At 64.2% G+C, this 25,829-nt stretch carries 30 protein-coding genes and 1 riboswitch; of the genes, 12 read left to right on the top strand and 18 right to left on the bottom strand.

Annotated elements, in window-relative coordinates; translation table 11 throughout:
- Positions 1-70: 70 nt before the first annotated feature.
- The 6 genes from FNA67_RS13010 to FNA67_RS12985 form a co-directional block, all read right to left on the bottom strand.
- Positions 71-1,156 carry a sterol desaturase family protein gene (locus FNA67_RS13010; RefSeq protein ID WP_170267308.1) on the bottom strand — a complete coding sequence of 362 codons (1,086 nt, stop codon included), beginning with the start codon at positions 1,154-1,156 and terminating at the stop codon, positions 71-73.
- Positions 1,157-1,325: 169 nt separating this feature from the next.
- The gene (locus FNA67_RS13005) at positions 1,326-2,486 is read right to left on the bottom strand and encodes a GNAT family N-acetyltransferase (protein ID WP_210246384.1); all 1,161 of its coding nucleotides are present in this window, start codon (positions 2,484-2,486) and stop codon (positions 1,326-1,328) included.
- Positions 2,479-3,234, bottom strand: coding sequence for a glycerophosphodiester phosphodiesterase family protein (locus FNA67_RS13000; RefSeq protein ID WP_049705574.1), 756 nt, complete (start codon positions 3,232-3,234; stop codon positions 2,479-2,481). Before FNA67_RS13000 ends, FNA67_RS13005 begins: the two co-directional genes overlap by 8 nt.
- A gap of 3 nt (positions 3,235-3,237) precedes the next feature.
- Positions 3,238-3,696, bottom strand: coding sequence for a RidA family protein (locus FNA67_RS12995; RefSeq protein WP_049705573.1), 459 nt, complete (start codon positions 3,694-3,696; stop codon positions 3,238-3,240).
- Complete coding sequence (locus FNA67_RS12990) at positions 3,693-5,012, bottom strand: DNA polymerase IV (RefSeq protein WP_147656317.1); 1,320 nt, start codon at positions 5,010-5,012, stop codon at positions 3,693-3,695. The genes FNA67_RS12995 and FNA67_RS12990 overlap by 4 nt, the downstream gene beginning before the upstream one ends.
- A gap of 1 nt (position 5,013) precedes the next feature.
- Positions 5,014-5,304 carry a DUF3572 family protein gene (locus FNA67_RS12985; protein ID WP_147656316.1) on the bottom strand — a complete coding sequence of 97 codons (291 nt, stop codon included), beginning with the start codon at positions 5,302-5,304 and terminating at the stop codon, positions 5,014-5,016.
- 89 nt (positions 5,305-5,393) lie between these two features.
- On the opposite strand from FNA67_RS12985, the gene FNA67_RS12980 reads away from it, so the two are divergent.
- Complete coding sequence (locus FNA67_RS12980; protein ID WP_035038484.1) at positions 5,394-5,768, top strand: response regulator; 375 nt, start codon at positions 5,394-5,396, stop codon at positions 5,766-5,768.
- A gap of 42 nt (positions 5,769-5,810) precedes the next feature.
- A complete protein-coding gene (locus tag FNA67_RS12975) occupies positions 5,811-7,181 on the top strand; it encodes a PleD family two-component system response regulator (protein ID WP_049705570.1) in 1,371 nt (456 codons plus the stop codon).
- Between the two features lie 394 nt (positions 7,182-7,575).
- Here FNA67_RS12975 and rpmG read toward each other — a convergent pair whose 3' ends face one another.
- The 10 genes from rpmG to ruvX all read right to left on the bottom strand — a co-directional run bounded on the left by rpmG (position 7,576) and on the right by ruvX (position 18,804).
- Positions 7,576-7,743 (bottom strand): 50S ribosomal protein L33, encoded by a 168-nt coding sequence (gene rpmG, locus FNA67_RS12970; protein ID WP_035038488.1) that lies wholly within the window; start codon positions 7,741-7,743, stop codon positions 7,576-7,578.
- A 156-nt stretch (positions 7,744-7,899) separates the two neighbouring features.
- Positions 7,900-8,304 (bottom strand): DUF983 domain-containing protein, encoded by a 405-nt coding sequence (locus FNA67_RS12965; protein ID WP_049705569.1) that lies wholly within the window; start codon positions 8,302-8,304, stop codon positions 7,900-7,902.
- 2 nt (positions 8,305-8,306) lie between these two features.
- A complete protein-coding gene (rnr, locus tag FNA67_RS12960; RefSeq protein ID WP_147656315.1) occupies positions 8,307-10,613 on the bottom strand; it encodes a ribonuclease R in 2,307 nt (768 codons plus the stop codon).
- Complete coding sequence (topA, locus tag FNA67_RS12955; RefSeq protein WP_147656314.1) at positions 10,613-13,225, bottom strand: type I DNA topoisomerase; 2,613 nt, start codon at positions 13,223-13,225, stop codon at positions 10,613-10,615. The genes rnr and topA overlap by 1 nt, the downstream gene beginning before the upstream one ends.
- Before the next feature lie 205 nt (positions 13,226-13,430).
- The gene (locus tag FNA67_RS12950; RefSeq protein WP_244616345.1) at positions 13,431-14,162 is read right to left on the bottom strand and encodes a DJ-1/PfpI family protein; all 732 of its coding nucleotides are present in this window, start codon (positions 14,160-14,162) and stop codon (positions 13,431-13,433) included.
- Positions 14,129-14,209, bottom strand: a riboswitch (ZMP/ZTP riboswitch). (Overlaps the previous gene by 34 nt.)
- A 42-nt stretch (positions 14,210-14,251) precedes the next feature.
- Entirely contained in the window at positions 14,252-15,379 is a 1,128-nt protein-coding gene (dprA, locus tag FNA67_RS12945; protein WP_147656313.1) for a DNA-processing protein DprA, read from the bottom strand.
- 1 nt (position 15,380) lies between these two features.
- Positions 15,381-15,980 (bottom strand): glycerol-3-phosphate 1-O-acyltransferase PlsY, encoded by a 600-nt coding sequence (gene plsY / locus FNA67_RS12940; protein ID WP_049705564.1) that lies wholly within the window; start codon positions 15,978-15,980, stop codon positions 15,381-15,383.
- Positions 15,977-17,275: a dihydroorotase gene (pyrC, locus tag FNA67_RS12935; protein WP_147656312.1), complete on the bottom strand. Its 1,299-nt coding sequence runs from the start codon at positions 17,273-17,275 to the stop codon at positions 15,977-15,979. Before pyrC ends, plsY begins: the two co-directional genes overlap by 4 nt.
- Positions 17,272-18,261 (bottom strand): aspartate carbamoyltransferase catalytic subunit, encoded by a 990-nt coding sequence (locus FNA67_RS12930; protein ID WP_147656311.1) that lies wholly within the window; start codon positions 18,259-18,261, stop codon positions 17,272-17,274. The genes pyrC and FNA67_RS12930 overlap by 4 nt, the downstream gene beginning before the upstream one ends.
- 81 nt (positions 18,262-18,342) lie before the next feature.
- Positions 18,343-18,804 carry a Holliday junction resolvase RuvX gene (ruvX, locus tag FNA67_RS12925; RefSeq protein ID WP_147656310.1) on the bottom strand — a complete coding sequence of 154 codons (462 nt, stop codon included), beginning with the start codon at positions 18,802-18,804 and terminating at the stop codon, positions 18,343-18,345.
- A 369-nt stretch (positions 18,805-19,173) separates the two neighbouring features.
- Between ruvX and FNA67_RS12920 the strand changes: the two genes are divergently transcribed.
- The 10 genes from FNA67_RS12920 to FNA67_RS12875 all read left to right on the top strand — a co-directional run bounded on the left by FNA67_RS12920 (position 19,174) and on the right by FNA67_RS12875 (position 24,804).
- Positions 19,174-19,632 carry a DUF2442 domain-containing protein gene (locus FNA67_RS12920; protein ID WP_170267307.1) on the top strand — a complete coding sequence of 153 codons (459 nt, stop codon included), beginning with the start codon at positions 19,174-19,176 and terminating at the stop codon, positions 19,630-19,632.
- A 74-nt stretch (positions 19,633-19,706) separates the two neighbouring features.
- Positions 19,707-19,955, top strand: a complete 249-nt coding sequence (locus FNA67_RS12915) for a CopG family ribbon-helix-helix protein (protein ID WP_147656308.1) — start codon at positions 19,707-19,709, stop codon at positions 19,953-19,955.
- A complete protein-coding gene (locus tag FNA67_RS12910; RefSeq protein WP_147656307.1) occupies positions 19,955-20,230 on the top strand; it encodes a type II toxin-antitoxin system RelE/ParE family toxin in 276 nt (91 codons plus the stop codon). Before FNA67_RS12915 ends, FNA67_RS12910 begins: the two co-directional genes overlap by 1 nt.
- Positions 20,227-20,766: a hypothetical protein gene (locus tag FNA67_RS12905; RefSeq protein WP_147656306.1), complete on the top strand. Its 540-nt coding sequence runs from the start codon at positions 20,227-20,229 to the stop codon at positions 20,764-20,766. The genes FNA67_RS12910 and FNA67_RS12905 overlap by 4 nt, the downstream gene beginning before the upstream one ends.
- A gap of 91 nt (positions 20,767-20,857) precedes the next feature.
- Entirely contained in the window at positions 20,858-21,145 is a 288-nt protein-coding gene (gene gatC / locus FNA67_RS12900) for an Asp-tRNA(Asn)/Glu-tRNA(Gln) amidotransferase subunit GatC (RefSeq protein ID WP_049705559.1), read from the top strand.
- Positions 21,146-21,150: 5 nt separating this feature from the next.
- Entirely contained in the window at positions 21,151-21,633 is a 483-nt protein-coding gene (locus FNA67_RS12895) for a GNAT family N-acetyltransferase (protein WP_147656305.1), read from the top strand.
- A gap of 20 nt (positions 21,634-21,653) precedes the next feature.
- Entirely contained in the window at positions 21,654-22,130 is a 477-nt protein-coding gene (locus tag FNA67_RS12890; RefSeq protein WP_147656304.1) for a hypothetical protein, read from the top strand.
- Complete coding sequence (gene gatA, locus FNA67_RS12885) at positions 22,127-23,611, top strand: Asp-tRNA(Asn)/Glu-tRNA(Gln) amidotransferase subunit GatA (protein ID WP_147656303.1); 1,485 nt, start codon at positions 22,127-22,129, stop codon at positions 23,609-23,611. The genes FNA67_RS12890 and gatA overlap by 4 nt, the downstream gene beginning before the upstream one ends.
- A complete protein-coding gene (locus FNA67_RS12880; protein WP_147656302.1) occupies positions 23,605-24,372 on the top strand; it encodes a pentapeptide repeat-containing protein in 768 nt (255 codons plus the stop codon). The genes gatA and FNA67_RS12880 overlap by 7 nt, the downstream gene beginning before the upstream one ends.
- Positions 24,373-24,486: 114 nt before the next feature.
- Entirely contained in the window at positions 24,487-24,804 is a 318-nt protein-coding gene (locus FNA67_RS12875) for a hypothetical protein (protein ID WP_049705554.1), read from the top strand.
- 49 nt (positions 24,805-24,853) lie between these two features.
- On the opposite strand, the gene FNA67_RS12870 is transcribed toward FNA67_RS12875, so the two are convergent.
- On the bottom strand, positions 24,854-25,111 hold the full coding sequence (locus FNA67_RS12870; RefSeq protein ID WP_147656301.1) for a YjhX family toxin: 258 nt from the start codon (positions 25,109-25,111) through the stop codon (positions 24,854-24,856).
- A gap of 224 nt (positions 25,112-25,335) precedes the next feature.
- Positions 25,336-25,809, bottom strand: coding sequence for a c-type cytochrome (locus FNA67_RS12865; RefSeq protein WP_049705552.1), 474 nt, complete (start codon positions 25,807-25,809; stop codon positions 25,336-25,338).
- Positions 25,810-25,829 lie beyond the last annotated feature (20 nt).

Raw genomic sequence — 25,829 nt, 5'->3', positions numbered from 1 at the left:
GCAAAACGTGTTGGTTTGCCGTGGCTTACCCTGAGGGCCTTCCCACCTCAAGGGGGGCGCGGCGACTGGGCTATTCGGCGGCGCGCAGTTCCGCGGTTTCCGGCTTCTGGATGAAGCGGAAGCGGAAATAGTTCCAGACCGCCAGGGTGGTGTAGGTCACCGGCACGTAGGTGAAGCCGCGCTTGATGAAGAAGAGCGTGATGGCGACAGCCGTCCGGGCGCTCATGGCGCCTTTGCCCATGGCCGAGGTAAATGAGGCGGGGACAATGTGGCGGTAGACGAGGTTGCCCGAGGTGTAGAAGTCGCGCGCCCGGGCGGCGAAGGCGCGTTTGGAGGCGGCGTAGTCGCGCAGTTCGTCTATCCCCATGTCGCCATGGAGTTCGACTTCCGAACCCAGCCCCCAGACCTCTGGGGCGGTCAGCCTGTCCCTACCGATTTCGATGAAAAGTTCGGTGAGGTCGACAGGGGTGCGATAGTTGGCGTTCCAGCAATCTTCGCTCTTGGCGCCATGGGCGAGGATGAGCACATCGGCCCTCTCGAGCTTTTCGCGCATCTTCTCGTAGTTGCCCGCGGAGAAATCGAGGCCGGATTTCGCCGTCTCGACGATGCCGCCCTCGCGCTCGAGGCGTTCCTTCATCGCCGTGCCATAGGCGCCGCTGGCGCCGGTCAGCAGGAAGCGGCGGCCGGCGATTTGGTTGCCGGTGCCGAAGAGCAGATCGAACAGGTTGAAGAAGGAGGAAAAGAAGTTGTGCGGATGGACGTGGTGGAGCGCGTGGTAGGAGTTGTTGACCCACCAGAGCGGGCGCTGGCCGTCGACGCGGTCCATGGCCATGTGGTTGAAGTCCATGCCTTCCTCGCGGATGGTTCCGATCAGGAGCACGATGCGCAGGACCACGTTAGCGGCAACGGCGGGCCAGGGGAAGACGAAGAGAAAGAGCAGGGTCCCGATAAGGCCGGTCACGAATTCGGGGAGGATGTGGAACCAGAAGTTCTGCCGGACATAGCGGGGGTCGATGTCCAGGTTCATGTCGAGGAACTTGTGGTGCACCCAGTGCCAGGACGAGAAGGTGCGCAGGAGCTTGAAGCGGGAGTTTTCCCAGCGATGCAGCAGGTAGTGCAGGATGTCGAAGAGCAAAGTCGAAACGACAAAAATCATTGCCGACTGCAGCAGAAAAACCGTTATCGCCCAAAGGTCCATGGCGATCTCCTAACAAATCGATTCGAGTAGGTCCGCCCAGTTGCGGGCCGGCGCAATCGCAGCAAGCAAATTGATGAAACATGCCCCGAACGGGTAGTGCCACCTGCGGTGGGCTGCGTCAAAACCTTCACTGCTTCTTGAATGGGGTCATTTCGTCGAGCAGGTGCTGCTCGCGCAGGACGGCGGTGCGTTCCTGGGAGAGGTAGTCGGCGATGGCCTGGCGCAGTGCGGGATGCTCGATCCAGTGGATCGAGTGGGTTGGCGTAGGCACGTAGCCGCGGGCGAGCTTGTGTTCGCCCTGGGCTCCGGCCTCGACGGTCTTGAGCTTATGGGCGATGGCGAAATCGATGGCCTGGTAGTAGCAGAGCTCGAAATGGAGGAACGGCACGTCCTCGATTGCACCCCAGTAGCGGCCGTAGAGCGTATCGGAGCCGAGCAGGTTCAGCGTACCGGCGATGGCGCGGTCTCCGTCATAGGCGAACATCAGCACGACGCGATCGGCCATCGAAGCCGAGAGCAGCGAGAAGAAGCTGCGCGTCAGGTAGGGGCGCCCCCATTTGCGGCTGCCGGTGTCCTGGTAGAAGGCGAAGAACTCGTCCCAGTGGTGCTCCTGGATGTCCGCGCCGGTGATCCAGCGCACCGTAAGGCCGTCGGCGCCAAGGGCGTCGCGACGCTCGCGCCGCGTGATCTTGCGGTGGCGCGAGGAGAGGGTGCCCAGGAACTCCTCGAAGCTGGCGAAGCCCTCGTTGTGCCAATGGTACTGGGTGTCCACGCGATGCAGCCAGCCGGCGTCGCTGGCCAGGTCGGCCTCGGCTTCGGGCACGAAGGTGGCATGGACCGAGGAGGCGTGGCGCTGGCGCGCCAGGGTTTCAGCGGTGGTCAGCAAGGCGCGCTTGAGGGCAGGGTCTGCCGAGGGCACCAGCAACTTGGGCGCGGTAACGGGCGTAAAGGGCACTGAGGATTGCAGCTTGGGGTAGTAGTCGCCGCCAGCACGCTGGTAGGCGTCGGCCCAGGCGTAGTCGAAGACGTATTCTCCTTGCGAATGCGACTTGAGGTAGAGCGGCATCAGGGCGACCGGCGAGCCGTCGCGCTCGAGCACGATATGCTGGGGCTGCCAGCCCGTACGGGCCGTGGCGGAGCCGGACTGTTCCAGGGCCAGGAAAAAGGCATGGTCCAGGAACGGGTTGTCCGGCTTTCCGGAAATCGATGGGAGCAGCGCGTTCCAGGTCACGGCGGGTATTGAGGCCGTCGTGGGGTGGATGGTCGCGGTCAGTTCCGCTTCAGACACGGTCGGGGTCGAATCCTTCGAAGACGAGCTGGTCGGCCCGGCCGGCAACCTCGCGGGCTTCCGCCGGTGTGCGGATGGTCCAGGCGGTTACCGGCACCCCCATGGCGCGGAAGAAGCGAATGGCGGGCAGATCCAGCGATTTCTGGTAGCAGGAGATGAAGTCGAAGCGCGACCACGGCGCGTGGATCAGGTGGCGGAGCTGGAAGCGCTGGCTGCTGGTCAGGCGGCCGTCCTCGTCCGGCTCGTCATAGCTGTAGGTGATGATGCCCACCTGACCGGGGAACCCGGCGCGGCGGACGGCAGCAATGAGATGGGGATCGAAGGATTCGAAAACAAGCGGCCCCTTGTAGTCCTTGACCGCCTTGGCGGCGGCCTCGGCGAGGCGTGCGGTGTTCTCGTGGGTCTGGGTCTTGAGCTCGACCTGGAGCAGGACGCGTCCGGCGACCTGGGCGAGGAAATCATCGAACGTCTGCGGGCAGTCGCCGGTCGACGAGCCGAGCAGGGGCGTCGAGGTCATTTCCGCGACCGTGGCGTTTCGCACCATGCCGTCGACGCCCTGCAGGCGCTTGCGGTCGTCGTCATGGAAGATCACGGGGACGCCGTCGGAAGTGAGCTGCAGGTCGCACTCGATGGCAAAGCCGGCGGCAATGGCGGCATCGAAGGCGGAGCGCGAGTTCTCGATGACGCCCGCCTGGCGGTCGTGGAGGCCTCGATGGGCGATTGGGCGGTCGAAATTGAGCTTGGTCATAGATCAGACTTCGACGATGGCTTCGATTTCGACAGCCGCGCCCAGCGGCAGGCCGGCAACGCCGAAAGCGGCGCGGGCGTGCTTGCCCTTGTCGCCCAGGACGCCCACCAGGAGGTTGGAGGCGCCGTTGGCGACCAGGTGATGCTCGGTGAATTCGGCGGTGGAGGCGACCAGTACCGAGAGCTTGACCACGCGCTTGATGTCTTCGAGCGCGACACCGCCATTGTGAACGATCTGGGCGAGGATGTTGACGGCGGCCAGTTCGGCGGCGTTTCCACCCTGCACGACATTCATCGTGTCGCCGAGGCGTCCTTCGACCACGCCGTTTTCCCCCGTGGAGAGCTGGCCGGAGATGTAGAGGAGATTGCCGCTGCGGCATACCGGCAGGTAGCTCGCAACCGGCGGATTGGCGGAGGGAAGCTCGTAGCCGTATTCACGCAGTTTCTCGATCGCCTTGGTCATTTTTCGTCGGTTCTTTCCGTGTTCTCTGCCGTTTTGGGGCGGGTTTGCCGCCCGTAGAGTTTGCCGCGCACCACCGCATCGGTGCCGAAGCGCGACCGCACCCGGTCCATTGCCCGCTCGGCGGCCGCTTTCCTGGCGATCGCCGGCTCCAGCAGGTCGGTCGGATCGCTGCCCGAGGCAGGTTCCAGTCCAGTTACGCCGATACCGATGAGACGGAAAGCCGTGCCATCGATCTCGCGCGCCAGGAGCTGGACGCCGTGTTCGTATAGGACGTTGGCCAGTTGCGTAGGGATCATCAGGGCCCGCGCGCGGGTTCGCAAGCGAAATCCTGCCGACTTGAGCTTGAGATGCACAGTGTCGCCCACCAGCCCCTTGGCCTTGAGACGCTCTGAGAGGCGCTCGGATTGCGCCAGAAGCTCGGTCGAAAGGGCCTCGAAGTCGCTCAGGTCGGTGTTGAAGGTGGTTTCGCTCGAAACCGACTTCATCTCTCCGTCGATCGACACCGGCCGCGAATCCTCGCCGCGCGACAGCCGGGAGAGGCGCGCGCCGGAATCGCCGTATCGCCGGACGAGGTCCTTGAGGGGATGATTCTGGAGCTGGCGGATGGTCGTGAAGCCGTCCTTGCGTAGCGTCTCGGAGAATACCTTGCCCACCCCGTAGATGAGGCTGATGGGGCGCGGCGCCAGGAAGTCGACGGTCTCGGCCTTGCCGATCACCGCGATGCCCCTGGGCTTGTCGAGGTCGGATGCGATCTTGGCCAGGAACTTGTTGTGTGACAGTCCCACCGAGATGGTGATTCCGAGTTCCGTTTCCACCTGCTTGGCGAAGCGGGCAAGGACCACGGCGGGAGGAGCCTTGTGCAGGGCCTCGGTGCCGGACAGGTCGAGAAAGGCCTCATCGATCGAGAGTGGTTCGACCAAAGGCGTGAGGGCATCCATCAGGGCGCGCACCTGGCGCGAGACGCCGACATACTTGGCCATGTTGGGCCGGATGATCACGGCCTCGGGGCACAGCTTCTTGGCCGTGAACATGGGCATGGCCGAACGCACGCCGCTCTGGCGCGCGATGTAGCAGCAGGTGGAAACCACGCCTCGCGTGCCGCCCCCGATGATCAGCGGCCGGTCGACCAGCGAGGGATCGTCGCGCTTCTCGATCGAAGCGTAGAAGGCGTCGCAGTCCACATGGGCGATCGAGAGCGTGAAGAGTTCGGGGTGGGCGAGGATTCGCGGCGAGCCGCATAGGCGGCAGCGCGACGGCGGCGTCTCGGCCGCGCCCGTTGCCATGCAGTCCCTGCAAAGAAAGGGAACGGCGGCCATTCTACCCGACGGGATTGAGCTTTGCCCAGACCCGCATGAACGAGTCGGGGGCGATGTTCTGGTTGGCGCAGAAGGCCAGCAGCAACGGCTCGTTGGAGGCGAAATAATCGATAAGGCCGCGGCCCAGGGAATCGCTGCCGACCGAGGCGCGCAGGGAGGCGGGATCGAACCCGGCCATCGACATGAAATTTCCCAGCTCCTCGGGGTTTTCCGCGAGGTATCCAAGACACATATCAGCCAAAGACTTGGCATCGATCGGGGGCGGCTTCAGGCGGTCCACGTGCAGGTCCATTTCAGGATTTGTAACGAAGTTGATGTTAGCCGAGAGATGATGCAAAACGAAGAGCCGGCACCATCGAGGATGGGGCCAAGAGAGGGTGCATGGCCAAGACGGTAATGATCGTTGAGGACAACGAGCTCAACATGAAGCTCTTCAACGATCTGCTCGAATCGCGCGGCTACTCGGTCATCCAGACCCGCAACGGGATGGAGGCGCTCGATCTTGCGCGCGCGCATCACCCGGATCTCATCCTGATGGACATCCAGTTGCCCGAAGTTTCGGGCCTGGTGGTGACCAAGTGGCTCAAGGAAGACGACGACCTGGCATCGATCCCCGTGATCGCGGTGACGGCCTTCGCCATGAAGGGCGACGAGGAGCGGATTCTTCAGGGCGGATGTGAAGGCTATATCTCCAAGCCCATATCAGTGCCTCACTTTTTGGAAACCATTGCTCACTACATTGGTCCGGCCGTTTAGGCTCCCTGGGGCAGTTTTCATAGACATGAGGTTAGTCGGCCGGTGACAGCGCGTGTGCTGATCGTTGACGATATTCCTACGAACGTGCGTCTTCTGGAGGCGCGCCTGACGGCGGAATATTTTGAAGTGCTTACCGCCAGTTCCGGCCGGGAGGCGCTGTCGATCTGCGATCGCACCGAAGTCGATATCGTCCTTCTCGACGTCATGATGCCCGAGATGGACGGCTTCGAGGTGTGCCAGCGGCTCAAGTCGAGCACCCGGACCCAACACATTCCCGTCGTGATGGTCACCGCTCTTGACCAGCCGTCGGACCGGGTGAGGGGCCTTGAGGTGGGAGCTGATGACTTCCTCACCAAGCCTGTCGACGACGTTCAGCTCATGGCTCGGGTCAAGAGCCTGGTGCGCCTCAAGGCGTTAACCGACGAGTTGCGGGCACGCGCCCAGACCGGCCAGCAGATCGCGGCCGAAGACGCTCTCAGGGCAATGGATTCGATCACGACGGAAGGTGGCAGGATACTGCTCATCGATTCCGATGCTCGCCAGGGCGAGCGCATCGCCGGCTACCTGCGCGAACACCACGAAGTGGACGTGCTCATCAATCCGGGCGATGCCGTGCTCTCGTTGGCGACGGGTGGGTATGAGCTCGTGCTGGTTTCCATGTCGCTTGGCGAGTTCGATCCGCTGCGGATCTGCTCGCAGATGCGGACGCTCGAGCAGGGCAGGACCCTGCCCATCATCCTCATTGCCGAGGATGCCGATCGCAATCGCGTCGTGCGCGGGCTCGACCTGGGCGTCAATGATTTCATCATGCGTCCTGTCGAGCGCAACGAGCTGTCCGCGCGTGTCCGCACGCAGATTCGGCGCCAGCGCTACGCGGTGGAGCTACGCGAGAGCGTCAATCACACTCTGGCGCTCGCCGTGACGGACGAGCTCACGGGGCTCTACAACCGCCGCTACTTCGATCGCCACCTGGCGCTCCTCCTCGGCAAGGCCCAGGAGCAGAGCCGGGACATGGCGGTGATGCTGATCGACATGGATTACTTCAAGGCGGTCAACGACACTCACGGCCACGACATCGGCGACGCGGTGCTGCGCGAGTTCGCCTTGCGCCTGCGCCGCAATATTCGCGGCGTGGACCTGGCCTGCCGGTTCGGCGGGGAAGAGTTCGTGGTGCTCATGCCCGATACCGACTATCGCCAGGCTCAGGGGGTTGCCGAGCGCGTCCGCCAGGCCGTTGCCGAGCGCCCGTTCGAGGCCGGGGCGCAGCGCCCGCTCGAGGTCACCGTCTCGGTTGGCGTGGCCCTCAATGATTCAGGGGGCGATACCCCCGAAATGGTGCTTAAACGCGCCGATATCGCCCTATATCGCGCCAAACGCGAGGGCCGGAACCGCGTGATTTTCGACGCCGCGTGACCGAAAGACGCCTCAATTGGGCTATATCGATATAGCCCAATATACGTTAGGGTTAATGCTTCATTATTAATGCTCAAACCGGCTGTTCTGCGCCTAGAAACGCTTGAGTTTTTGGGGGCGCGGAGTAGGTTCCGGTCATCGGAAACGCCCACAGCGCTTCCACCGAGCTACCCTACGGTCTCTCTCAGGTCCGCCGCAACTCCTGGGTTCCGTAGGGCGGCTGGTCCGAACGGACAGAGTGGCCTCTTCGACATGCCGCTCGGACCAGCCAACCTATCTGAAGTACAACCCCGCATCACCGATGCGGGGTTTTTTTGTTGTTGCGCAGCCAGCCAAAACAAAACGCCCCGCATCGTGGATGCGGGGCGCTGGAAATCCTTGCGGATGCCAGGTCTTACTTGATCTTGGCTTCCTTGAACTCGACGTGCTTGCGCACGACGGGGTCATACTTCTTCATCGACATCTTCTCGGTCATCGTACGCGAGTTCTTCTTGGTCACGTAGTAGAAACCGGTATCGGCGGTCGAGACGAGCTTGATCTTTACGGAGGCGGCTTTTGCCATGGTGGTTGTCCTTGAAAAGGGCGAGCCGCGCGATCCGGCGCGTGGCGCTTGAAATTTGGCCGCAACCTACGGATTTTGCGCCTTATGTCAAGTGAGGCGGCATCCTGGGTCGCGGGGAAGGTCAGGAGCGGGTCGGGACCGCTCCACGCAGGAAAATCAGTAGGCGGCTTCGCGGTTGGCCGGGTCGAATCCGCCCATGCGATTGGCCCATTGCAGCGCCACCACGAATCCCTTGATCGAGGGCAGCATCAGCAGCGGCATGACGATGCCGAGCGGGACCATCGTATAGAGGTAGGTGACCGGCGCCACATGCCAGACCATTTCGAGGTGCAGCATGGCGAAGATGATGATGTGGCCCACGATCACGATGGCGATGTAGGGTGGGGCGTCGTCGGCGCGGTGGTGGTAGAGTTCCTCGCCGCAATTGGGGCAGACGTCGTTGACCTTGAGGTAGGCGCGGAACAGGTTACCCTTGCCGCATTTGGGGCACTTGCAGGCCATGCCGTTGCGCAGCGCAGGCCACATGGCGCGCTTGTCGAGAGTTTGGACTTCTACACCCATATCTACCTCCTGCGGCCCTTCGGGCCGTACGACCTAGTTGGGCGTTTCCCGCCGCGTTTGTAAGAGGACGGATTGACGCGGGGGCCTTCGGACAGCAACTCGAAGCGCAGCGCGCCGGCAACGGGGGCGGCCTCGAGCAGGCGCACTTCCACCGTATCGCCCAGGCGGAACATCTCGCCTGTGCGGTCGCCGATCATCGCCTGCTGTTCCTCGACATAACGATAATAGTCCTGGCCGAGCGTGGAAGCCGGAATGAAGCCATCCGCGCCGGTTTCGTTGAGGCGCACGAAGAGGCCGGACTTGGTCACGCCTGAAATGCGCCCCACGAATTGTGCGCCGATCTTGGTGGCCAGGAACCCAGCCAGCAGCCGGTCCGCCGTCTCGCGCTCGGCGGCCATGGCGCGCCGCTCGGTCGAGGAGATGTGCTGGGCGATACCCGGCAGCTTGACGATTTCGGATTGGCTGAGGCCGTCATTGCCCAGGTTGAGCGCCGTGATCAGCGCCCGGTGCACGATGAGGTCCGAGTAGCGCCGGATGGGCGAGGTGAAGTGGGCGTAGCGGTCGAGGTTGAGGCCGAAGTGGCCGTAGTTCTCGGCGGAGTACTCGGCCTGCGCCTGGCTGCGCAGCACCATTTCGCTCACCTGCTCGATCTTGCCGGCCTTGCGGGCGGTGGCGAGCACGCGGTTGAAGTTGGCCGGGCGCACGGCATCGGTCTTGTCGAACGAAAGGTCCAGCGAGGTCAGGAACTCGCGCAGGGCGGTGAGCTTCTCCCTGCTCGGCGTGTCGTGGACGCGGTAGAGCAGGGGCGTCTTGTGGCGCTCGAGCGTTTCGGCGGCCGCGACGTTGGCGGCGATCATCATTTCCTCGATCAGGCGATGGGCATCGAGCCGATCGGGAATGTAGATGCGGTCGACCATGCCCTGCTCGTTTAGCAGGATCTTGCGCTCGGGCAGGTCGAGATCGAGCGGGCCGCGCTTGTCGCGCGCCCTGGCCATGGCGGCGTAGGCCTTCCAGAGCGGCTTGAGGACAGGTTCGAGCAGCGGGCCGGTCTGGTCGTCCGGATTGCCGTCGATGGCGTCCTGGGCGCGCTGGTAGCTCAGCTTGGCGGCTGAGCGCATCATGATGCGGTGGAAGCTGTGGCTCTTCTTGATGCCCTCTGACGAGTAGACCATGCGCACCGCCATGGATGGCCGGTTCTCGCCTTCCTTGAGCGAACACAGGTCGTTCGAGATGCGCTCGGGCAACATCGGCACCACCCGGTCGGGGAAGTAGACCGAGTTGCCGCGCAGGTAAGCCTCGCGGTCGAGCGTCTCGCCGGGACGCACATAGGCGGCGACGTCGGCGATGGCCACGTAGATGATGTGTCCACCCGGATTTGCCGGGTCCTTGTCGGGCTCGGCGTAGACGGCGTCGTCGTGGTCCTTGGCGTCGGGCGGATCGATAGTGACGAGCGGGATTTGCCGCCAGTCCTCGCGGCCCTTGAGCGTGGCTTCGGTAGCGGCCTCGGCCGCCTTCTCCACCGAGGCGGGGAAGCGGTAGGGGATATCGAGGTTATGGATGGCGATGAGGCTCACGGCGCCTTCCGTGGCCGGGTTGCCGATGACTTCCACGACCTTGGCGCGCGGGATCATGAGGCGCCCGGAAAACTTGACCTCGACCTCGACCAGGTCGCCGTCGCGCGCCGCGCCCAGGTCGTCGCCGGTGATCCGCATTTCCTTTTGCTTGCGGTCCACGGGGATGAGGCGCGCCCCATCCTCGTCCACGCGCACGATGCCGATCTGGCCGCGCCGGGGCTTGTCCAGGATCTTCATGGCGCGGGCAGTGTAGTGCGGCAAGACATCCTCGCCCGGATCGATGCGCGCCAGGATGCGGTCGCCGGGGGCAGGGGCGACGCGCGCGTTCGGCGGCTGCACCACCTCGACGCGCGGGCGTTCGCCCTCTTCCTCGTTCCAGGTGGCCGGGAAGGCGTGCAGATTGTCCGGGTCGGCATCGGAAGGGATGTCGAGGACGGTTACGGCAGGGAGCGCCGAGGTGACCCGCAGCGTCTTGCGCGTACGCGTAACCAGGCCTTCGCCTTCCATCTCGCGCAGCAGCCGCTTGAAGGGCGTGCGCATGTCCCCGTGCACGCCCAGGACCTTGGCCAGGTCGCGCTTGCCCTTGATGTCGGGCAAGGTGGCCATGGCCTCCAGGATCTGCTCGCGGGTGGGCAGCTCGTCGGTATTCCGGCGTGGGCGCTTGGGGCCGGAGGATCTGCTCGGGCCGGCTTTGCCTGAGCGTGGCGTAGGGCGTTCGGCTGGCTTTTTGGCCATTACTCCGCTTTCGTCGCCGCCTTCTTGGCAGCAGGTTTCTTGGCCGCCGTCGCCTTCTTGGCTGGGGCCTTTTTGGTGGCTGCCGCCTTGGTCGCCGTTTTCTTGGCCGGGGCACGCTTGGTCTTGGTGCCGGTGGCTTCTGCGCGGGCGGCCAGAAGGGCGAGGGCCTGTTCGAGCGTCACATCCTCGGGCTTGGCGTCCTTGGGGATGGTAGCGTTGATCTTGCCCTGATTCACATAGGGTCCATAGCGCCCGGAGCGCACGGTGATGGGGCCGCCGTCGTGCTCGAAGGTCTTGATGGCGGCAACGGCAGCGCCGCCACGCTTGAAGCCTCCGGCCGCCTTGGCGGCGAGCAGGTCAACCGCTCGGTTCTGCCCGACGGTGAAGACTTCTTCGAAATCGGGCAGGTTGGCGTACTTGCCGTCATGGAGAATGAACGGTCCGTAGCGGCCCAGGGCAGCCGTGATCGGCAGGCCGGTCTCCGGATGGGCGCCCACGAGGCGCGGCAGTGACAGGAGCTGGAGTGCGCGATCGAGCGTCATCGAGTCGGGCGTCCAGCCCTTGGGGAGGGACGAGCGCTTGGCTTCCTTCTCGTCCCCGAGCTGCACATAAGGACCGAAACGGCCGGACTTGAGGTAGACGTTGTCGCCCGTCTCGGGATCGGCGCCGAGGATGCCGTCGCTCGGAGCGTTCTCCGAAAGGCCGCCGGCAGCGGCGTCAGAGAGCTGCATGGTGTGCTTGCACTCAGGGTAGTTCGAGCAGCCGATGAAGGCGCCGTACTTGCCCAGCTTGAGCGAGAGCGTCCCGGTGCCGCAGGTCGGGCAACGGCGCGGATCGGATCCGTCTTCCTTGGCCGGGAAGATGTGATCGGCGAGCAATTCGTTGAGGGCGTCGAGGACTTCGGAGACGCGCAGATCCTTGATCTCGGCGGTCGCCCTGGAGAAGTCCTCCCAGAACTCGCGGAGCACCTGCTTGTAGTCGAGCTTGCCGTCCGAGATTTCGTCCAGCTGCTCCTCGAGGGCGGCGGTGAAACCGTATTCGACGTAACGGGTGAAGAAGCTCTCGAGGAATGCCGTGACGATGCGGCCGCGATCCTCGGCGATGAGGGCGCGCTTTTCCAGCCGCACGTAGTTGCGCTCGATCAGGGTCGAGATGGTGGCCGCATAGGTCGAGGGGCGCCCGATGCCCAGCTCTTCCATCTTCTTGATGAGGCTGGCTTCGGTGTAGCGCGCCGGCGGCTGGGTGAAGTGCTGCTCGATATCGCAGGCATCGAGCTTGGGCGTGTCACCGACGGCCAGCGGCGGCAGTTCGCGGCTATCCTCGTCATCGTCGCCCTCGCGGTCCTCCTTGGCCTCGACGCCGTAGAGCGCCAGGAAGCCGGGGAAGGTGACGACCGAGCCGACGGCGCGCAGCGTGATGGCGCGATCGGTTGCGACGGCAATGTCGGCGGTGGTGCGTTCGATCTCGGCCGGGCGCATCTGGCTGGCCAGGGTGCGGCGCCAGATGAGGCCATAGAGCTTCTGCTGGTCGGCGTCGCCCTTGAGGCTTTCCGGCCGGCGGAACATGTCGGTGGGACGGATGGCTTCGTGCGCTTCCTGGGCGTTCTTGGCCTTGGTCTGGTAGATGCGCGGCGTGGCAGGCAGGTAGGCGGTGCCGAATTCCTTGTCGATGGCGCGGCGCGCCTGGTCGATGCCTTCGGGCGCCATCTGCACGGCGTCCGTACGCATGTAGGTGATGATGCCTTCCTCGTAGAGCCGCTGGGCGATCTGCATGGTGCGCGAGGGCGAGAAGCCGAGGCGCGAGGAGGCGTCCTGCTGCAGGCTCGAGGTGGTGAAGGGCGGGTAGGGGTTGCGCTTGGTCGGCTTCTTGTCGACGCTCTCGACCGTGAACCGGCCGGCGAGGATCGCCTTGCGGATGGCCTCGGCCTCATCGCCCGACTTGATATCGAGCTTGTCGGTCTTCTTGCCGTCCACCGAATAGAGACGGGCCTCGAACGTCTTGCCCTTTTCGATGAGCTTGGCCAGGACCGACCAGTATTCCTCGGGCTTGAACTTTTCGATCTCGTCTTCACGGTCGCAGACGAGGCGCAGGGCCACCGACTGCACGCGGCCGGCCGAGCGCGAGCCCGGCAGCTTGCGCCAGAGGATCGGTGAAAGGGTGAAGCCTACCAGATAGTCGAGAGCGCGGCGCGCCAGGTAGGCGTCGACCAGCGGCTCGTCGATGTCGCGCGAGTGCTTCATCGCCTCGGTAATCGCCGACTGCGTGATCGAATTGAACACCACCCGGCGGACCGGCAGGTCCTTGCGGATGGCGCGCTTCTGCTTGAGCACATCAAGCACGTGCCAGGAAATGGCCTCGCCTTCGCGATCCGGGTCGGTCGCGAGGATGAGTTCGTCAGATTCCTTTACGGCGCGCGCAATATCGGTGAGCCGCTTGTTGGATTTGCTGTCGACTTCCCATGACATGGCGAAGTCTTCGTCCGGACGAACGGAGCCGTCCTTGGCCGGAAGATCGCGAACATGGCCGAAGCTGGCCATGACTTCATAATCCTTGCCAAGGTATTTGTTGATCGTCTTGATCTTGTTCGGACTTTCAACAATGACGACTTTCATTCGCACTCTTTCGGAGGAGGGGCCACGAGGGGCGAGACGACCGGCGCGGCGCCGCATCAAACGTGGCGCAACATGGTGAAGGAGTTTAGCGGTGTCAACGGGGAGGCGAGGGGCGCCCCGGCGCTCCCCTTATAGGGGAGGAAAATGAGAGCCTTGGTGTGGCAAACTCGCCAGCCCGCTCTGGCTCGGGCCGGCGACAGCGCGCTCAGGCCCGTAGACGCTCGGCGGCGGCCTTGGCGACGGCTTCGCGCCGCTGCTGGAATTCGCTGGCGCGGTTCGTGAAGTCGGCGAGCAGTGTCGGGTCCGCCGATCGCGGCGAGCCGCCGACGAAGGGGGGACGGGGGTCGTATTCCATCCCTAGCTGAACCTGCCGGGCTCGATCCTCGCCGAACAGGCGGGCGCAGAGGGTCAGGGCGAAGTCGATGCCCGAGGTGACGCCAGCCCCGGTGATGCGATTGCCATCTTCGACCACGCGCTCCTGCACGGGGGTGGCGCCGAAGAAGGCGAGTTGATTGAGCGAGAGCCAGTGGCTGGTGGCGCGATAGCCCGTCAGCAGTCCCGCGGCGGCCAATACCAGCGATCCCGTGCAGACCGAGGTGACATAGGTGGCCCCTGACGCCTGGAGACGCAGGAAATCGAGGGTCTGGGCGTCATCCATGAGATCGATCTGCCCCGGTCCGCCGGGAACGAAGAGGATGTTCGGCTGCGGAGCGGACTGAAACGTCGCGGTGGGGAGCAGCCGCAGGCCGCTGCCGTCGGCCACAGGGTCGACCGTCTTGGCGACCAGGTGCAGCTTGAGTTCGGGAAAACGGGCGAGGACTTCAAACGGCCCGGTGAGGTCGAGTTGGGTCAGGCGCGGATAGAGGAGCATGATGACGTTCATGGGGGGCACCTCGAGGTTGCGAAGGGTGCCCAGGCGAACGGCTGCTACGCTCACGCTCCACGGTGGTTTTCCACCCGATCTCGCCAGTCACGTGAGGTCAGCGAGAATGTGCGAGGTCGGGGAATTTGACAAGCCTGCTCGCGTCAGCCGCGCAACGCTACCAATTGCCCGCCACTCCACTCGATCTGTCCGCCGAGATCGAGTTCGAGCAGGAGCGTCTGGACCGCCGAGACCGGAAGCCCCGTTTCCGCGATCAGGGTGTCGACGGCAACGGGCGTGACGCTGAGGGCCTGGAGCAGGCGACCGCGATCGCCCTCGGTGGGGGCTTCGGCCTCGAGGTCGAGTTCGGGTTCCCATTCGGGTTCGAAGGCGCGGCGGCGCGTCGGGATAGAGGCGGTGAGCGCTTCGATGATGTCGGGGACGCCGGTGACGAGATGGGCGCCCTCCTTGATCAGGTGGTTGCCGCCTTCGGCGCGCGGATCGAGCGGGGAGCCGGGAACCGCAAAGACTTCGCGGTTCTGCTCGAGGGCCATCCTGGCGGTGATCAGCGAGCCCGAGCGCTTGGCCGCTTCCACCACGACCACGCCCAGCGAGAGGCCGGAAACGAGGCGGTTGCGGCGGGGGAAGTCGCGGGCGCGCGGCTCCCAGCCCATCGGCATTTCGGTCAGGAGTGCGCCGCCCTGTTCGAGGATGGCTTCGGCGAGCGGAATGTTCTCGCTCGGATAGAGATGATCGAGCCCTCCGGCGAGGACGGCGACTGTGCCGGTCCGCAGGCTGGCGGCGTGGGCGGCGGTGTCGATGCCGCGGGCAAGGCCCGAGACGACGGTGTAACCCTCATCGCCGAGCTCGCGAGCCAGCAGGCCGGCCAGTTTCTGCCCGGCAGCCGATGCGTTGCGGGCGCCGACGATGCCGATGGTGAATTTCCAGGAAAGGTTCTCGCCCCCGGCAATGGTGACGAGCGGCGGGGCGTCCGGGATGTGGCGCAGGAGCGGGGGATAGCCCGGCTCGCCCGACGCGACCAGCCGGGCGCCGCGCCTCTCGATCTGCGCGATTTCGTCTTCCATCTCGGAAATGGAGGGAACGCGCGGCGGGTTGGCGGTGCCGCTGCGGCGCACCAGTCCGTGGAGCTGGTCGAGCGCGGCTTCGGCCGAGCCATAGCGATTGAGCAGTTGCCGGAAGGTCGTGGGGCCGACGTTTTCGGTGCGGATCAACCGCAACCAGGCGGTACGCTGCGGACGGGTGAGGGTTTGGCCTTCCGTCCGCGGCTGCATGCTAGGACGCCTTCTTTTCGCTGCCGATCTTGGGTTCGGTACCCCTGATCAGGCGTGAGATGTTGGTGGCGTGCCGGTAGAGCAATACGGCGGTGATCAGCACAGTCACCAGCACGAGGCGGAGGCTGCCTGTCACTACATAGGCGAAGATGGGGCTCGTCGAGGCCGCGGTGATGGCGGCCAGCGAGGAATAGCGCTGGGCGAAGGCGATCACCAGCCAGACGGCGCAGAAGATGAGGCCTACCGGCCAGGAGAGCGCCAGCAGCACGCCGATGAACGTCGCAACGCCCTTGCCGCCGTTGAAGTTGAGCCAGACCGGAAAGACGTGGCCGAGAAAAGCCGCCACCGCCGCCAGGTTGGCGGCGTCTTCGCCCAGGAAGTAGCGGGCGACGAGGACTGGCACCGCGCCCTTTGCCGCGTCGAGCAGCAGGGTCGCTGCCGCGATGGGCCGGTTGCCGGTGCGCAGTACGTTGGTGGCGCCGATATTGCCCGAGCCGATCGAGCGGATGTCGCCGAGCCCGGCGGCGCGGGTCAGCAAAAGGCCGAAGGGGATCGAGCCGCACAGATAGGCCAGGACGGCGGTGATGATGTAGGGAATCATGCGGCGGGCCCTTGCGCGTCTGGATGGGTGTATATTTCTGCCCCGGCCACGAACGTGCGCATGACGCGGCCCATGAGGCGTGCGCCTTCGAACGCGGTGTTCCGCGAGCGCGAAAGCAGCTTCTTTTCTTCGACCACCCAGGGGTAATCGAGGTCGAGCACGATGAAATCGGCCGGCGCGCCGGGCGTGAGCCGGCCGGAGGCGAGGCCCAGGATTTCCGCTGGTCGTGAGGTCATGGCGCGCAGAACCGTCAGGAGATCGACCTGGCCATTGTGCACGAGGCGCAGCGCCACCGCCAAGAGTGTTTCGAGACCCAGTGCACCATCGGACGCTTCAGCGAAGGGCTGCCGCTTGACCTCGGTATCCTGGGGGTCGTGGTCGGAATGGATGACGTCGATGGTGCCGTCGGCAAGGGCGGCGATCATCGCCTGCCGGTCGTCTTCCGAGCGCAGGGGCGGGGCGAGCTTGTAGAACGTGCGGTAGGAGCCGACATCGTTCTCGTTGAGCGACAGGTTGTTGATGGAGACGCCGCAGGAGATGCGCCGCGACTGCTTCTTGGCTTCGGCGACCAGGGGCACCGACTTGGCCGCCGAGATCTGGGCGGCGTGGTAGCGCACGCCCGTCAGCAAAGCGAGCTGGAGATCGCGCGAGAGCGGGATGGTCTCGGCTTCGGCGGGAATGCCCTTGAGGCCCAGGCCCGTGGCATAGAGCCCTTCGTTCATCACGCCTTCGCCGGTCAGCGACTTTTCAACCAGGTGATGCACGACGGGCATGTCGTAGTTGGCCGCATAGGTGAAGGCGGCGCGCAGCAGGCTGGCGTTCTGGATGGAATTGCGGCCGTCGGCAAAGCAGATGGCACCAGCTTCCCGGAGGAGGCCGAACTCGGTGATTTCCTTGCCTTCCAGGCCCTTGGTGATGGCAGCGGCGGGCAGCACGTTGACCTTTGCCGTGGCCTGCGCGCGCCGGACGAGGAAGTCGATCAGGGCGCCGTCGTCGATAACCGGCTGGGTGTCGGGCATGACGACGAAACTCGTGACGCCACCGGCGGCAGCTGCCTGGGAGGCGGAGGCCAGCGTCTCGCGGTATTCGCGGCCGGGCTCGCCGGTGAAGACGCGCATGTCGATGAGGCCGGGCGCGACGATCAGGCCCTCGGCGTCGATCCGCGTGGCATCGGCAGGGATGCCGGCTGTGGCGTTGGCGATCTTGCCGTCTACGACGAGCAGGGTCCCGCGTTCGTCACGGCCGGAAGCCGGATCGATGATGCGGGCGTTTTCGATGAGGAGGGATTTGCTCACTTGGTGCCTCCCGCCGGCAGCAGGGCATCGAGCACGGCCATGCGCACCGCCACGCCCATTTCCACCTGATCGGTAATGACCGAGCGCGGACCGTCGGCGATGGAGGGGTCGATTTCCACGCCCCGGTTCATGGGGCCGGGGTGCATCACAATGGCGTCCGGCCGGGCGACGGCGAGCTTTTCGGCGTCGAGGCCATAGAAGTGGTAGTACTCGCGCACCGAAGGGATCATGCGTCCGGCGAAGCGCTCGTGCTGGAGCCGCAGCATCATGACGACGTCGGCATCCTTGAGGCCCTCGTGCATGTCGGTGAAGACCTCGGCGGCCATGTCCTCGATTCCCTTGGGCAGCAGGGTCTTGGGTGCCACGACCCGGGTGCGGACGTTGAGGGCGTTGAGCAGCAGCAGGTTCGAGCGTGCCACGCGCGAATTGGCGATGTCGCCGCAGATGGCGACGGTGAGGCCCGAGATGCGGCCCTTGTGCTGGCGGATGGTGAGCGCGTCGAGCAGCGCCTGGGTCGGGTGCTCGTGGGCCCCGTCGCCGGCGTTGATCACCGAGCAGCCGACCTTCTGGCTGAGCAGCTCCACGGCGCCGGCGGCCGAGTGACGCACGACGAGCACGTCCGGCTGCATGGCGTTGAGCGTGGATGCCGTGTCGATCAGCGTCTCACCCTTGGTCACCGAAGAGGTGCGCACCGACATATTGACCACGAGCGCGCCCAGCCGCTTGCCGGCGATCTCGAACGAACCCTGCGTGCGGGTCGAAGGCTCGAAGAAAAGGTTGATCTGCGTCTTGCCCGAAAGGGTGGGCAGGGTTTTGCGCTCCTGGCGCGAAACCGGGATCATGCGCTCGGCGCGATCGAGCAGGTCGACGATTTCGTATTGATTGAGATCGGCGATGCCGAGAAGGTGGCGTTTGGAAAAAACGGGCGAGCTGCCGGAGCGTCCGGGTTGCTGTTCCGAGGTTTCAGGTGGCGATTTATGCGCCATTCGGCTCCGTCCCGTATCTGTTCGGGGCGGTCTAACCTAGGCCGATATGACGGGCAAGGTCTGCTGGGATTTTTTCCAATGTCACCCACGCCTGAGGCGATCGAGCGCACCCTGGAGGATGTAGGAGGCGGCGAGCTTGTCCACGACTTCGGCGCGCTTGTCGCGGCGGGTATCGGCCTCGATCAGCATACGCGTGACAGCGCTGGTCGAAAGCCGCTCGTCCCAGAACACGATGGGGATCGAGATGCGCGCCGCCAGATTGCGCGCGAACGCCCGCGTCGACTGCACGCGCGGCCCCTCCGAGCCATCCATGTTGAGAGGCAGGCCCAGAACTATACCGACGGCGTTGTGCTGCGCGATGAGGACGTCGAGCCGCTCGGCATCGAGCGTGAACTTCTGCCGCCTGATGGTCTCGAGCGGCGTCGCCGAATACCGCATGGCATCGGACACGGCCACACCGATGGTCTTGGTCCCCAGATCGAGACCCAGGATTTTCCCCGAAGCGGGCAGGGCAGCGAGCGGATTTTCGGGGAGGTCAATCATGGTGTTCGTCTATCGCAATGGCGGGTCGACGGCAAATACACTGCTAACTTGTGGAAATAGAGACTAGACATTGGAACAAATTGCGAACATATTGTGAACTATGTAATACATAGGTATTCTTCCTCACTATGGGTGTTTGACACCGTCGGTTTTCCTTCTCGGCATGCGGTGCAGTGTTTTGACGGCTGGGAGGAGAAAGCATGAAACGGTGCAGTCGTTTGAAGATAGGGGTTTGCGCTAGTGTGCCGGGCTTATGGCGCGCGCATATCGTTCTGGCCTTTGAGTGGTGGACTAGCCTTTTAGACGCGCAGCGAAGATCTGAGCTCGGCAGTATCTGGTCGAGCGGGCCGGGAAGGGAGAAGCGGAATCTTGCAACCCGATGTCGTACTCGTCGAGCGAAAGCCTGCACGGCTAAAAGACGTCGTTCCTCTTAGCGGCCGAACGCTTAAGTTGACCTGGGACGACGGTGTTGCAGAATTGCGGGATGTTTTTCCAATTCTTGCCAACCATAGGTCGCTTGTTCGTTTGCGACAGGATGATCATTTGTTCTCCACAGTGCGCGTCAAAACTGGCGGTTTTGCTTTGGAGTGGGAGGATGGGACAGAGGTCACGGCGCAAGCGATACGCTCGCTTCCGCGGACATCAATGGATAATAGGGAATTCCGCAATCTGATGGATGACCTGCATTTGTCGGTAGAAGCCATCAGCGTCACGCTGGGTCTTTCGCGGCGTCTGATTGCCGACTACCGACGCGATAAGCCCATTCCCAAGCATGTTGTGCTCGCTTTGCGCTATTTGGCCGAGCGTCGCGAGCGCGCCGTATTCTAGAGCGCCCGCCTCCCAGGTACCTTGCGAAGAGCGGGGCAGGGATTTATCTTTAATCATTCTGATTAGGAGTGATTATGAGCACTCGTGTCCTTACAGCCCATGTTCCTGAAGAGCTCGCTGAGCGGGTGGACCAACTGGCCGCGCGGCTGGAGCGGTCGAGGGGCTGGATCGTCAAACAGGCTTTGACCGATTGGGTGGCGCTCGAGGATGAGCGCAGGCACCTCACGCTCGAGGCGCTCGCCGATGTCGATGAGGGGCGCCTTGTCGAGCATGACAGCATGGTGTCATGGGCGGCGGGGCTCGGCGAGGGCCCCAATCGCTGATGCGTCTGCGGTGGACTTCTGCCGCTCAGGGTGACCTCGCTCGGCTCCACGAGTTTCTTAAGACTGACAGTCCCGGCGCTGCTGCAAGGGTGGTCCAAATGCTGGTGGCAGCACCCGAGCAGTTGCTCAAGGCACCGCGCCTCGGCCAACGTCTCGAGGAATTTTCACCCAGGGAGGTTCGCCGCATTATCGTTGGGCGCTATGAAATGCGCTACGAGGTCGCCGATCAAGCGGTCTTTATTCTGCGCATCTGGCACACACGGGAAGATCGATGAAACTCACCTGGTTCGGCGGAACGACGATCCGCATCTACATTGGCGGGCAGATTTTCGTGGCGGATCCGCAACTCGCCCCCAAGGGAATCGACCAGGCGGAGCTGGTTTCGGGGGCTGATCGGGTGCTGCGGCTGGCCGGTGCCGACGAGACGGTGGTGGACATGGATCCGGCCGAGTGGCGGCCGCGGCGGATACCGCGCGCGATCGACGAGGAGGGGCCGCCGCCGCCGGTCCATGCTTACAGGATCGCGCCCGGCGCGATGCTGGTCGATGCGGTGGGCGAACCACCCCTGGTGTTGTTGAGCGCGGAGGCCCCCAGCTTCGGGCGCTGGGCCGATGGCGCGGTAGTGGTGTTGCTTGGCGTCGGCGAAGCCATGAGTGCGCTGGCCGAAGGCCTGCTCGATGCGGCGCGGCCCAAGCTCATCGCGCTCGCCGGCGAGGAGATCGCCATAGACTACGCGGTGGCGGCGCTCCGGGAGAATCTGGGCGGCGCTGGGCTGGTGTCGATGGAAAAGGGCCTGGCCCTGGAAGTTTGATACCTGCCATAAGGCAAAATCGTTGTCTTTTCCGCGGCCGCGTTGCTAAAAGCGCGGAAACGAACCCATTCCTGCATTCAAGGAGCACTGCATGTCGGTCGACGCCGCAACCGTGAAGCGAATCGGGCGCCTGGCGCGCATCCGGATCGAGGAAAACGAGGTTGCTGCCTACCAGCAGGAGCTCAATGCCATCCTCGGCTTCGTCGAACAGCTCAACGAGGTCGACGTCACCGGCGTCGAGCCGATGACCTCCGTTACCCCGATGGCGCTGCGCCGCCGCGAGGACAAGGTCACCGATGGCGGCTATCCGGAGAAGGTCGTCTCCAACGCGCCGCTCTCGGAAGACAATTTCTTCATGGTTCCCAAGGTGGTGGAGTAATCCTCATGGCGGTTACGATCGCCATCGAGACCCCACTCCAGGACGATGTCCGCACCCTTGTGGAAGCGCTCAACGCGCATCTGCTGCCGCTCTCGCCGGTCGAGTTCCAGTTCAAGATGACTGTCGAGCAGATGTCGGGCGCCGATACCACGGTGTTCGTGGCGCGCGACGAGGCGGGCAGGGCCGTGGGCCTGGGGGCGCTCAAGGTGCATTCGGCCGAGCTCGGCGAGGTCAAGCGTATGTTCACGCTGCCCGAAGTCAGGGGCCAGCGCGTCGGCTCGGCCATCGTGGATGCCGTCGAGCAGTTGGCGCGGGAAAAGGGCCTGGCCCGGCTGATGCTCGAGACTGGCGTCGGCGAGGGTTTCGAGGGCGCGCACCGCCTCTACGTCCGCAGCGGCTTTACGCCGCGCGGTGCATTTCTCGACTATCCCGATAGCGGCCATTCAGCGTTCTTTGAGAAAGACCTCAGCGGTCGGGTCGCTGCCTGACCCACATGAAGGACACTTCGATGCGGTTGACGTTGAGCAGTGCATTCCTCGTTCTCCTGGCCGCCCCCGTGGTGGCGCAGGAGCCGCCGGCCATCGACCGCACCAAGGTCTATGTCAGCAAGCCCGAGGCTTGCGAGGCCTTGCAGTCGAAGGGCATCGATGCCTTCAACGACCTCGATTTCACCGTCATGACCTTTGCCGATGGCATCCAGGGCATGGAGTTCCATTGCGGATTCTATGACGTGAAGGACAAGCCCCATTCGAATGCGCTGCTTGTCGAGGCCATTTGCGAAGAGCCCGGTTTCATGTATCCCGATCTGATTGCCATCGGGCCATGGGACGACACGACCATCCAGGTCGCTTCGTCCCGCGCGCTCGAGAGCGCTGCCAATGCCGAGCTGAGCGGCGAAGGCATTGACGACAGCGAAAGCCAGGGCCAACCCCTTGGCGTGGCGCTTTATACCCGTTGCGATTCCCTAAGCGAGTTACCCCGTTGACCGATCTGACCAAGCTCACCCTCGCCGCAGCCCGCAAGGGCCTCAAGGCGAAGGAATTCACTTCGCTGGAACTGACCGAGGCCTATCTCAAGGCCATCGACGAGGCTAACCCCAAGCTCAACGCCTATGTCGCCGTTACCGCCGATCAGGCCCGGCAGATGGCCGTGGCGAGCGACGAGAAGCTGGCCAAGGGGCAGGGTGGTCCGCTCGAAGGCCTGCCGCTCGGCATCAAGGATCTTTTCGGCACCAAGGGTGTCCACACGCAGGCGGCGAGCCACATCCTCGACAGCTTCAAGCCGGAATACGAATCCACCGTCACCAGCAATCTCTGGCGCGATGGCGCCGTCATGCTGGGTAAGCTCAACATGGACGAATTCGCCATGGGCTCGTCCAACGAAACCTCTTATTACGGTCCGGTCATCAGCCCGTGGCGTGCTGAGGGCTCCAATCTCGATCTCGTGCCGGGCGGTTCCTCTGGCGGTTCGGCGGCCGCTGTTGCCGCTTGGCTCTGCGCCGGCGCCACGGCCACCGATACGGGCGGCTCCATCCGCCAGCCGGCCGCCTTCACCGGCACCGTGGGCATCAAGCCGACCTATGGGCGCTGCTCGCGCTGGGGCGTTGTTGCCTTCGCGTCCTCTCTCGACCAGGCCGGGCCGATCGCGCGTACGGTCGAAGACAATGCGCTCATGCTCCAGTCCATGGCGGGGTTCGACCCCAAGGATTCGACGAGCGTGGAGATGGCGGTTCCCGATTTCGCCGCTGCCGTCGAGCGCGGGGTCAAGGGTCTCGTCATTGGCGTGCCGCGCGAATACCGCATGGATGGAATGCCCGCCGAGATCGAAAAGCTCTGGCAGCAGGGGCTCGAGTGGCTCAAGGCTGAGGGCGCGACCGTGCGCGACATCTCGCTGCCGAACACCAAGTACGCGCTGCCGGCCTATTACATCGTGGCGCCCGCCGAGGCCTCCTCGAACCTGGCGCGCTACGATGGTGTCAAGTACGGGCTGCGCGAGACCGGCAAGGACATCACCGACCTCTACGAACTCAGCCGCGCCGCCGGCTTCGGTCGCGAGGTCAAGCGCCGCGTGATGATCGGCACCTACGTGCTTTCCGCCGGTTACTACGATGCCTATTACGTCCAGGCACAGAAGGTCCGCACGCTTATCAAGCGCGACTTCGAACTGGCGTTCCAGGCCGGCGTCGATGCCATCCTGACCCCGGCCACGCCGTCGGCGGCCTTCGGCATCGGCGATGAGGACATGAAGGCCGATCCGGTCAAGATGTACCTCAACGACGTCTTCACCGTGACCGTCAACATGGCCGGGCTCCCCGGCATCGCCGTTCCGGCCGGCAAGGACGGCAAGGGCCTCCCCCTCGGCCTCCAGCTCATCGGCAAGCCGTTCGACGAAGAGACGCTGTTTGCAGCGGCGCGGGTTATCGAGCGGAGCGCGGCGATGGACTTTTCGCCCAAGCGCTGGTGGTAACCGCGCTCGACAACGACGACTTCGTCGCGGCCTTTCGCCGGGGCGAAGCCATCGAAGGGCGCGACCTTTCAGGCATCGAGTGGAACGACCTGCCCGATGGCAGGCTGGTCGCGCGCGACTGCGTCTTCGAGGGCGCGCGTTTCGCAGAGGCGGCGCTGGAGGGCGCGGTGTTCGAGCGCTGCACCTTTACCGGCTGCAAGTTCGGCGTGGCTTCGCTCAGCCTTGCCCAGTTCAAGCATTGCACCTTCTTTGATACCGAAGAGCGAGAGGGCTGCGATTTCTTTGGCACCGAGCTGGGGGGAGCGCTGTTCGAGCGCTGCAATCTCTCGATGTGCAAGTTCGCCGGGGCGAGCCTTCACAACGCCAAGTTCGTTGGCTGCAAGGCACCGGGCGTCAGCTTCGAGGAGGCGCGGTTTGCCCGGAAGGTCGGCCGCCAGAGCATGACGGGCGGCGAGTTGACCGAATGCAACCTCGAGATGGCCTCGTTCCGTGGCGTCGATCTCGACGATTGCAGTTTTGAGGGCAGCAACCTGCGATCCGCCGATTTTTCGCGGGCGAGTCTGAAGGGGGCCAGCCTGCAGAGGGCCGACCTTTCCGAGGCCGTGGTGAGCGGCGCAAGCTTCGAGAACACCGATCTGCGGGGCGCATCGCTGAGCGGGTTCAACCTTCGCCAGGTCACGACCTACCAGGGGCTCAAGGTCAGTGAATCGGAGGCTGGAGCACTCGTTCGAGGGCTCGGCATCCGTGTCTTCCCGGGCTGATCACGGCATCGATCCTTGATTGCGCGGCGCTGGCGGTCTATCTGCCAGTGCATGACGAGAACTGGCCTAAGACTGGCGTGGCGCGGCGAGCCAGCGAACTACAGGGTGAAATCCATGCACGACGTGTTCACGACACTGGACTGGTCCGAGCCGCCCAAGACCCTTTCCCAGCCGCAAAAGGCTCTCTGGTGGCTCAAGAAGGGCGGATTGCGCGTCGGCCCCGAATGGGAACGCGCGCACCAGATTCTGGCCGCGGGCGAGGGCGTGCAGGCCTTCGACTGGGTCCACGCGCTGGCGCACTGGATCGAGGCGGACATGGGCAATGCCGACTTCTGGTATCGCCGGGCCGGCAAGAAGCGCGCAGCCCCGAGCGTGGCGGCCGAGTGGGAGCACATCGCCAAGGCCCTGACCGAAACGACCGTCAGCCACTGATTTTCCCGGTTGGGCGGGCGAGGGGCCGATCCCCGTCGCCCGCACGCGTCTACCGGTTGTCGGAGCGGCTGCGCACCAGTTCGAGCCCGCGCCGCGTAATGCGGTAGGGCTGCCCATTGGCCGAGGATATCGCGTCCTTGGCCTTGAGCTTCTTGAAGAGGCTCAGGTCGCATTGCGACAGCACCCAGCCCTCGCGATTGAAGCACTCGACTTCGATGATGGAGCCCTTGTCGTTCTTGATGGCAATGATCTTGCCGCCCTGGGCGAGGGCATGCAGCACGCGCTGCTCGGCTTTCGAAACGTTCATTGGGAGATGAAACCCGTAGATCCCGCGGCCTGGCCGCGACAAAACACGAGTACCCGACAGCATCACGCGTGGCGGGTACCTGGCTTGCTGGATCTGCCCCGTTCGTCGTGGAACGGGGCTTTAGAGGGTTTCAACTTTGCTAGACATGAACCGACACATAGACAAACGCCGCCTCCGGTTCCAGAGGCGGCGTGCAGGTTGTGTGGTGGTGTGGCCGTCCGGCCTCACTGCGGCATGACGGGTGGTGCGAAGACGATGTAGGGCGTCTTGGGCGTCTGGCCCGGCGGTACACGTTCGGGCGCGGGATCGCCGGGGTCGCCCAGCGATTTGATGTACTGGTAGAGGGACCGGCTCTCCGCTTCGGTGAAGACGTGCAGGTTGAACCAGGGCATCGGCGGTCCGGCCTGCAGGGTCTTGATGTAGGGCACCCATTCGTCCTCGGACTTGCTGGCGACGACGAGGCGCAGGTTCACCGCGTAGTTGGTGCCCCATGGTCCGCTATAGCCGACCGGGTTGCCCTTCAGTGCGGTGGCCGGATCAATCTTGCCGCCGGTTTCGGCATAGTTGGTCGAGTGGCAGTCGTGGCAACCGCCGATGATCGAAATACGCTCTCCGTTGGCGACCGAGACCTCTGCGTCTTGCGCAATGGCTCCCGTCGAAATCGTGGCCGCCGCGATAATCAAGGCTGTCTTGAACATAGTTCGTGTCCCCTGAGCCC

The organism is Youhaiella tibetensis (assembly GCF_008000755.1).
Classification (GTDB): Bacteria; Pseudomonadota; Alphaproteobacteria; order Rhizobiales; family Devosiaceae; genus Paradevosia; species Paradevosia tibetensis.
The sequence above is the reverse complement of the archived record's forward strand: the minus strand, read 5'-3'. Positions and strand labels throughout refer to the sequence as shown.

Coding starts and splice junctions, on each gene's coding strand:
- FNA67_RS13010 (WP_170267308.1), bottom strand. CDS start 1,156: ATGATTTTTGTCGTTTCGACTTTGCTCTTCGACATCCTGCACTACCTG.
- FNA67_RS12930 (WP_147656311.1), bottom strand. CDS start 18,261: ATGGCGCATAAATCGCCACCTGAAACCTCGGAACAGCAACCCGGACGC.
- FNA67_RS12915 (WP_147656308.1), top strand. CDS start 19,707: ATGAGCACTCGTGTCCTTACAGCCCATGTTCCTGAAGAGCTCGCTGAG.
- gatC (WP_049705559.1), top strand. CDS start 20,858: ATGTCGGTCGACGCCGCAACCGTGAAGCGAATCGGGCGCCTGGCGCGC.
- FNA67_RS13000 (WP_049705574.1), bottom strand. CDS start 3,234: ATGACCAAGCTCAATTTCGACCGCCCAATCGCCCATCGAGGCCTCCAC.
- FNA67_RS12985 (WP_147656316.1), bottom strand. CDS start 5,304: ATGGACCTGCACGTGGACCGCCTGAAGCCGCCCCCGATCGATGCCAAG.
- dprA (WP_147656313.1), bottom strand. CDS start 15,379: ATGCAGCCGCGGACGGAAGGCCAAACCCTCACCCGTCCGCAGCGTACC.
- plsY (WP_049705564.1), bottom strand. CDS start 15,980: ATGATTCCCTACATCATCACCGCCGTCCTGGCCTATCTGTGCGGCTCG.
- FNA67_RS12875 (WP_049705554.1), top strand. CDS start 24,487: ATGCACGACGTGTTCACGACACTGGACTGGTCCGAGCCGCCCAAGACC.
- FNA67_RS12895 (WP_147656305.1), top strand. CDS start 21,151: ATGGCGGTTACGATCGCCATCGAGACCCCACTCCAGGACGATGTCCGC.
- rpmG (WP_035038488.1), bottom strand. CDS start 7,743: ATGGCAAAAGCCGCCTCCGTAAAGATCAAGCTCGTCTCGACCGCCGAT.
- FNA67_RS12995 (WP_049705573.1), bottom strand. CDS start 3,696: ATGACCAAGGCGATCGAGAAACTGCGTGAATACGGCTACGAGCTTCCC.
- FNA67_RS12905 (WP_147656306.1), top strand. CDS start 20,227: ATGAAACTCACCTGGTTCGGCGGAACGACGATCCGCATCTACATTGGC.
- FNA67_RS12990 (WP_147656317.1), bottom strand. CDS start 5,012: ATGGCCGCCGTTCCCTTTCTTTGCAGGGACTGCATGGCAACGGGCGCG.
- FNA67_RS12910 (WP_147656307.1), top strand. CDS start 19,955: ATGCGTCTGCGGTGGACTTCTGCCGCTCAGGGTGACCTCGCTCGGCTC.
- FNA67_RS12980 (WP_035038484.1), top strand. CDS start 5,394: ATGGCCAAGACGGTAATGATCGTTGAGGACAACGAGCTCAACATGAAG.
- ruvX (WP_147656310.1), bottom strand. CDS start 18,804: ATGATTGACCTCCCCGAAAATCCGCTCGCTGCCCTGCCCGCTTCGGGG.
- FNA67_RS12865 (WP_049705552.1), bottom strand. CDS start 25,809: ATGTTCAAGACAGCCTTGATTATCGCGGCGGCCACGATTTCGACGGGA.
- FNA67_RS12965 (WP_049705569.1), bottom strand. CDS start 8,304: ATGGGTGTAGAAGTCCAAACTCTCGACAAGCGCGCCATGTGGCCTGCG.
- FNA67_RS12890 (WP_147656304.1), top strand. CDS start 21,654: ATGCGGTTGACGTTGAGCAGTGCATTCCTCGTTCTCCTGGCCGCCCCC.
- rnr (WP_147656315.1), bottom strand. CDS start 10,613: ATGGCCAAAAAGCCAGCCGAACGCCCTACGCCACGCTCAGGCAAAGCC.
- topA (WP_147656314.1), bottom strand. CDS start 13,225: ATGAAAGTCGTCATTGTTGAAAGTCCGAACAAGATCAAGACGATCAAC.
- FNA67_RS12870 (WP_147656301.1), bottom strand. CDS start 25,111: ATGAACGTTTCGAAAGCCGAGCAGCGCGTGCTGCATGCCCTCGCCCAG.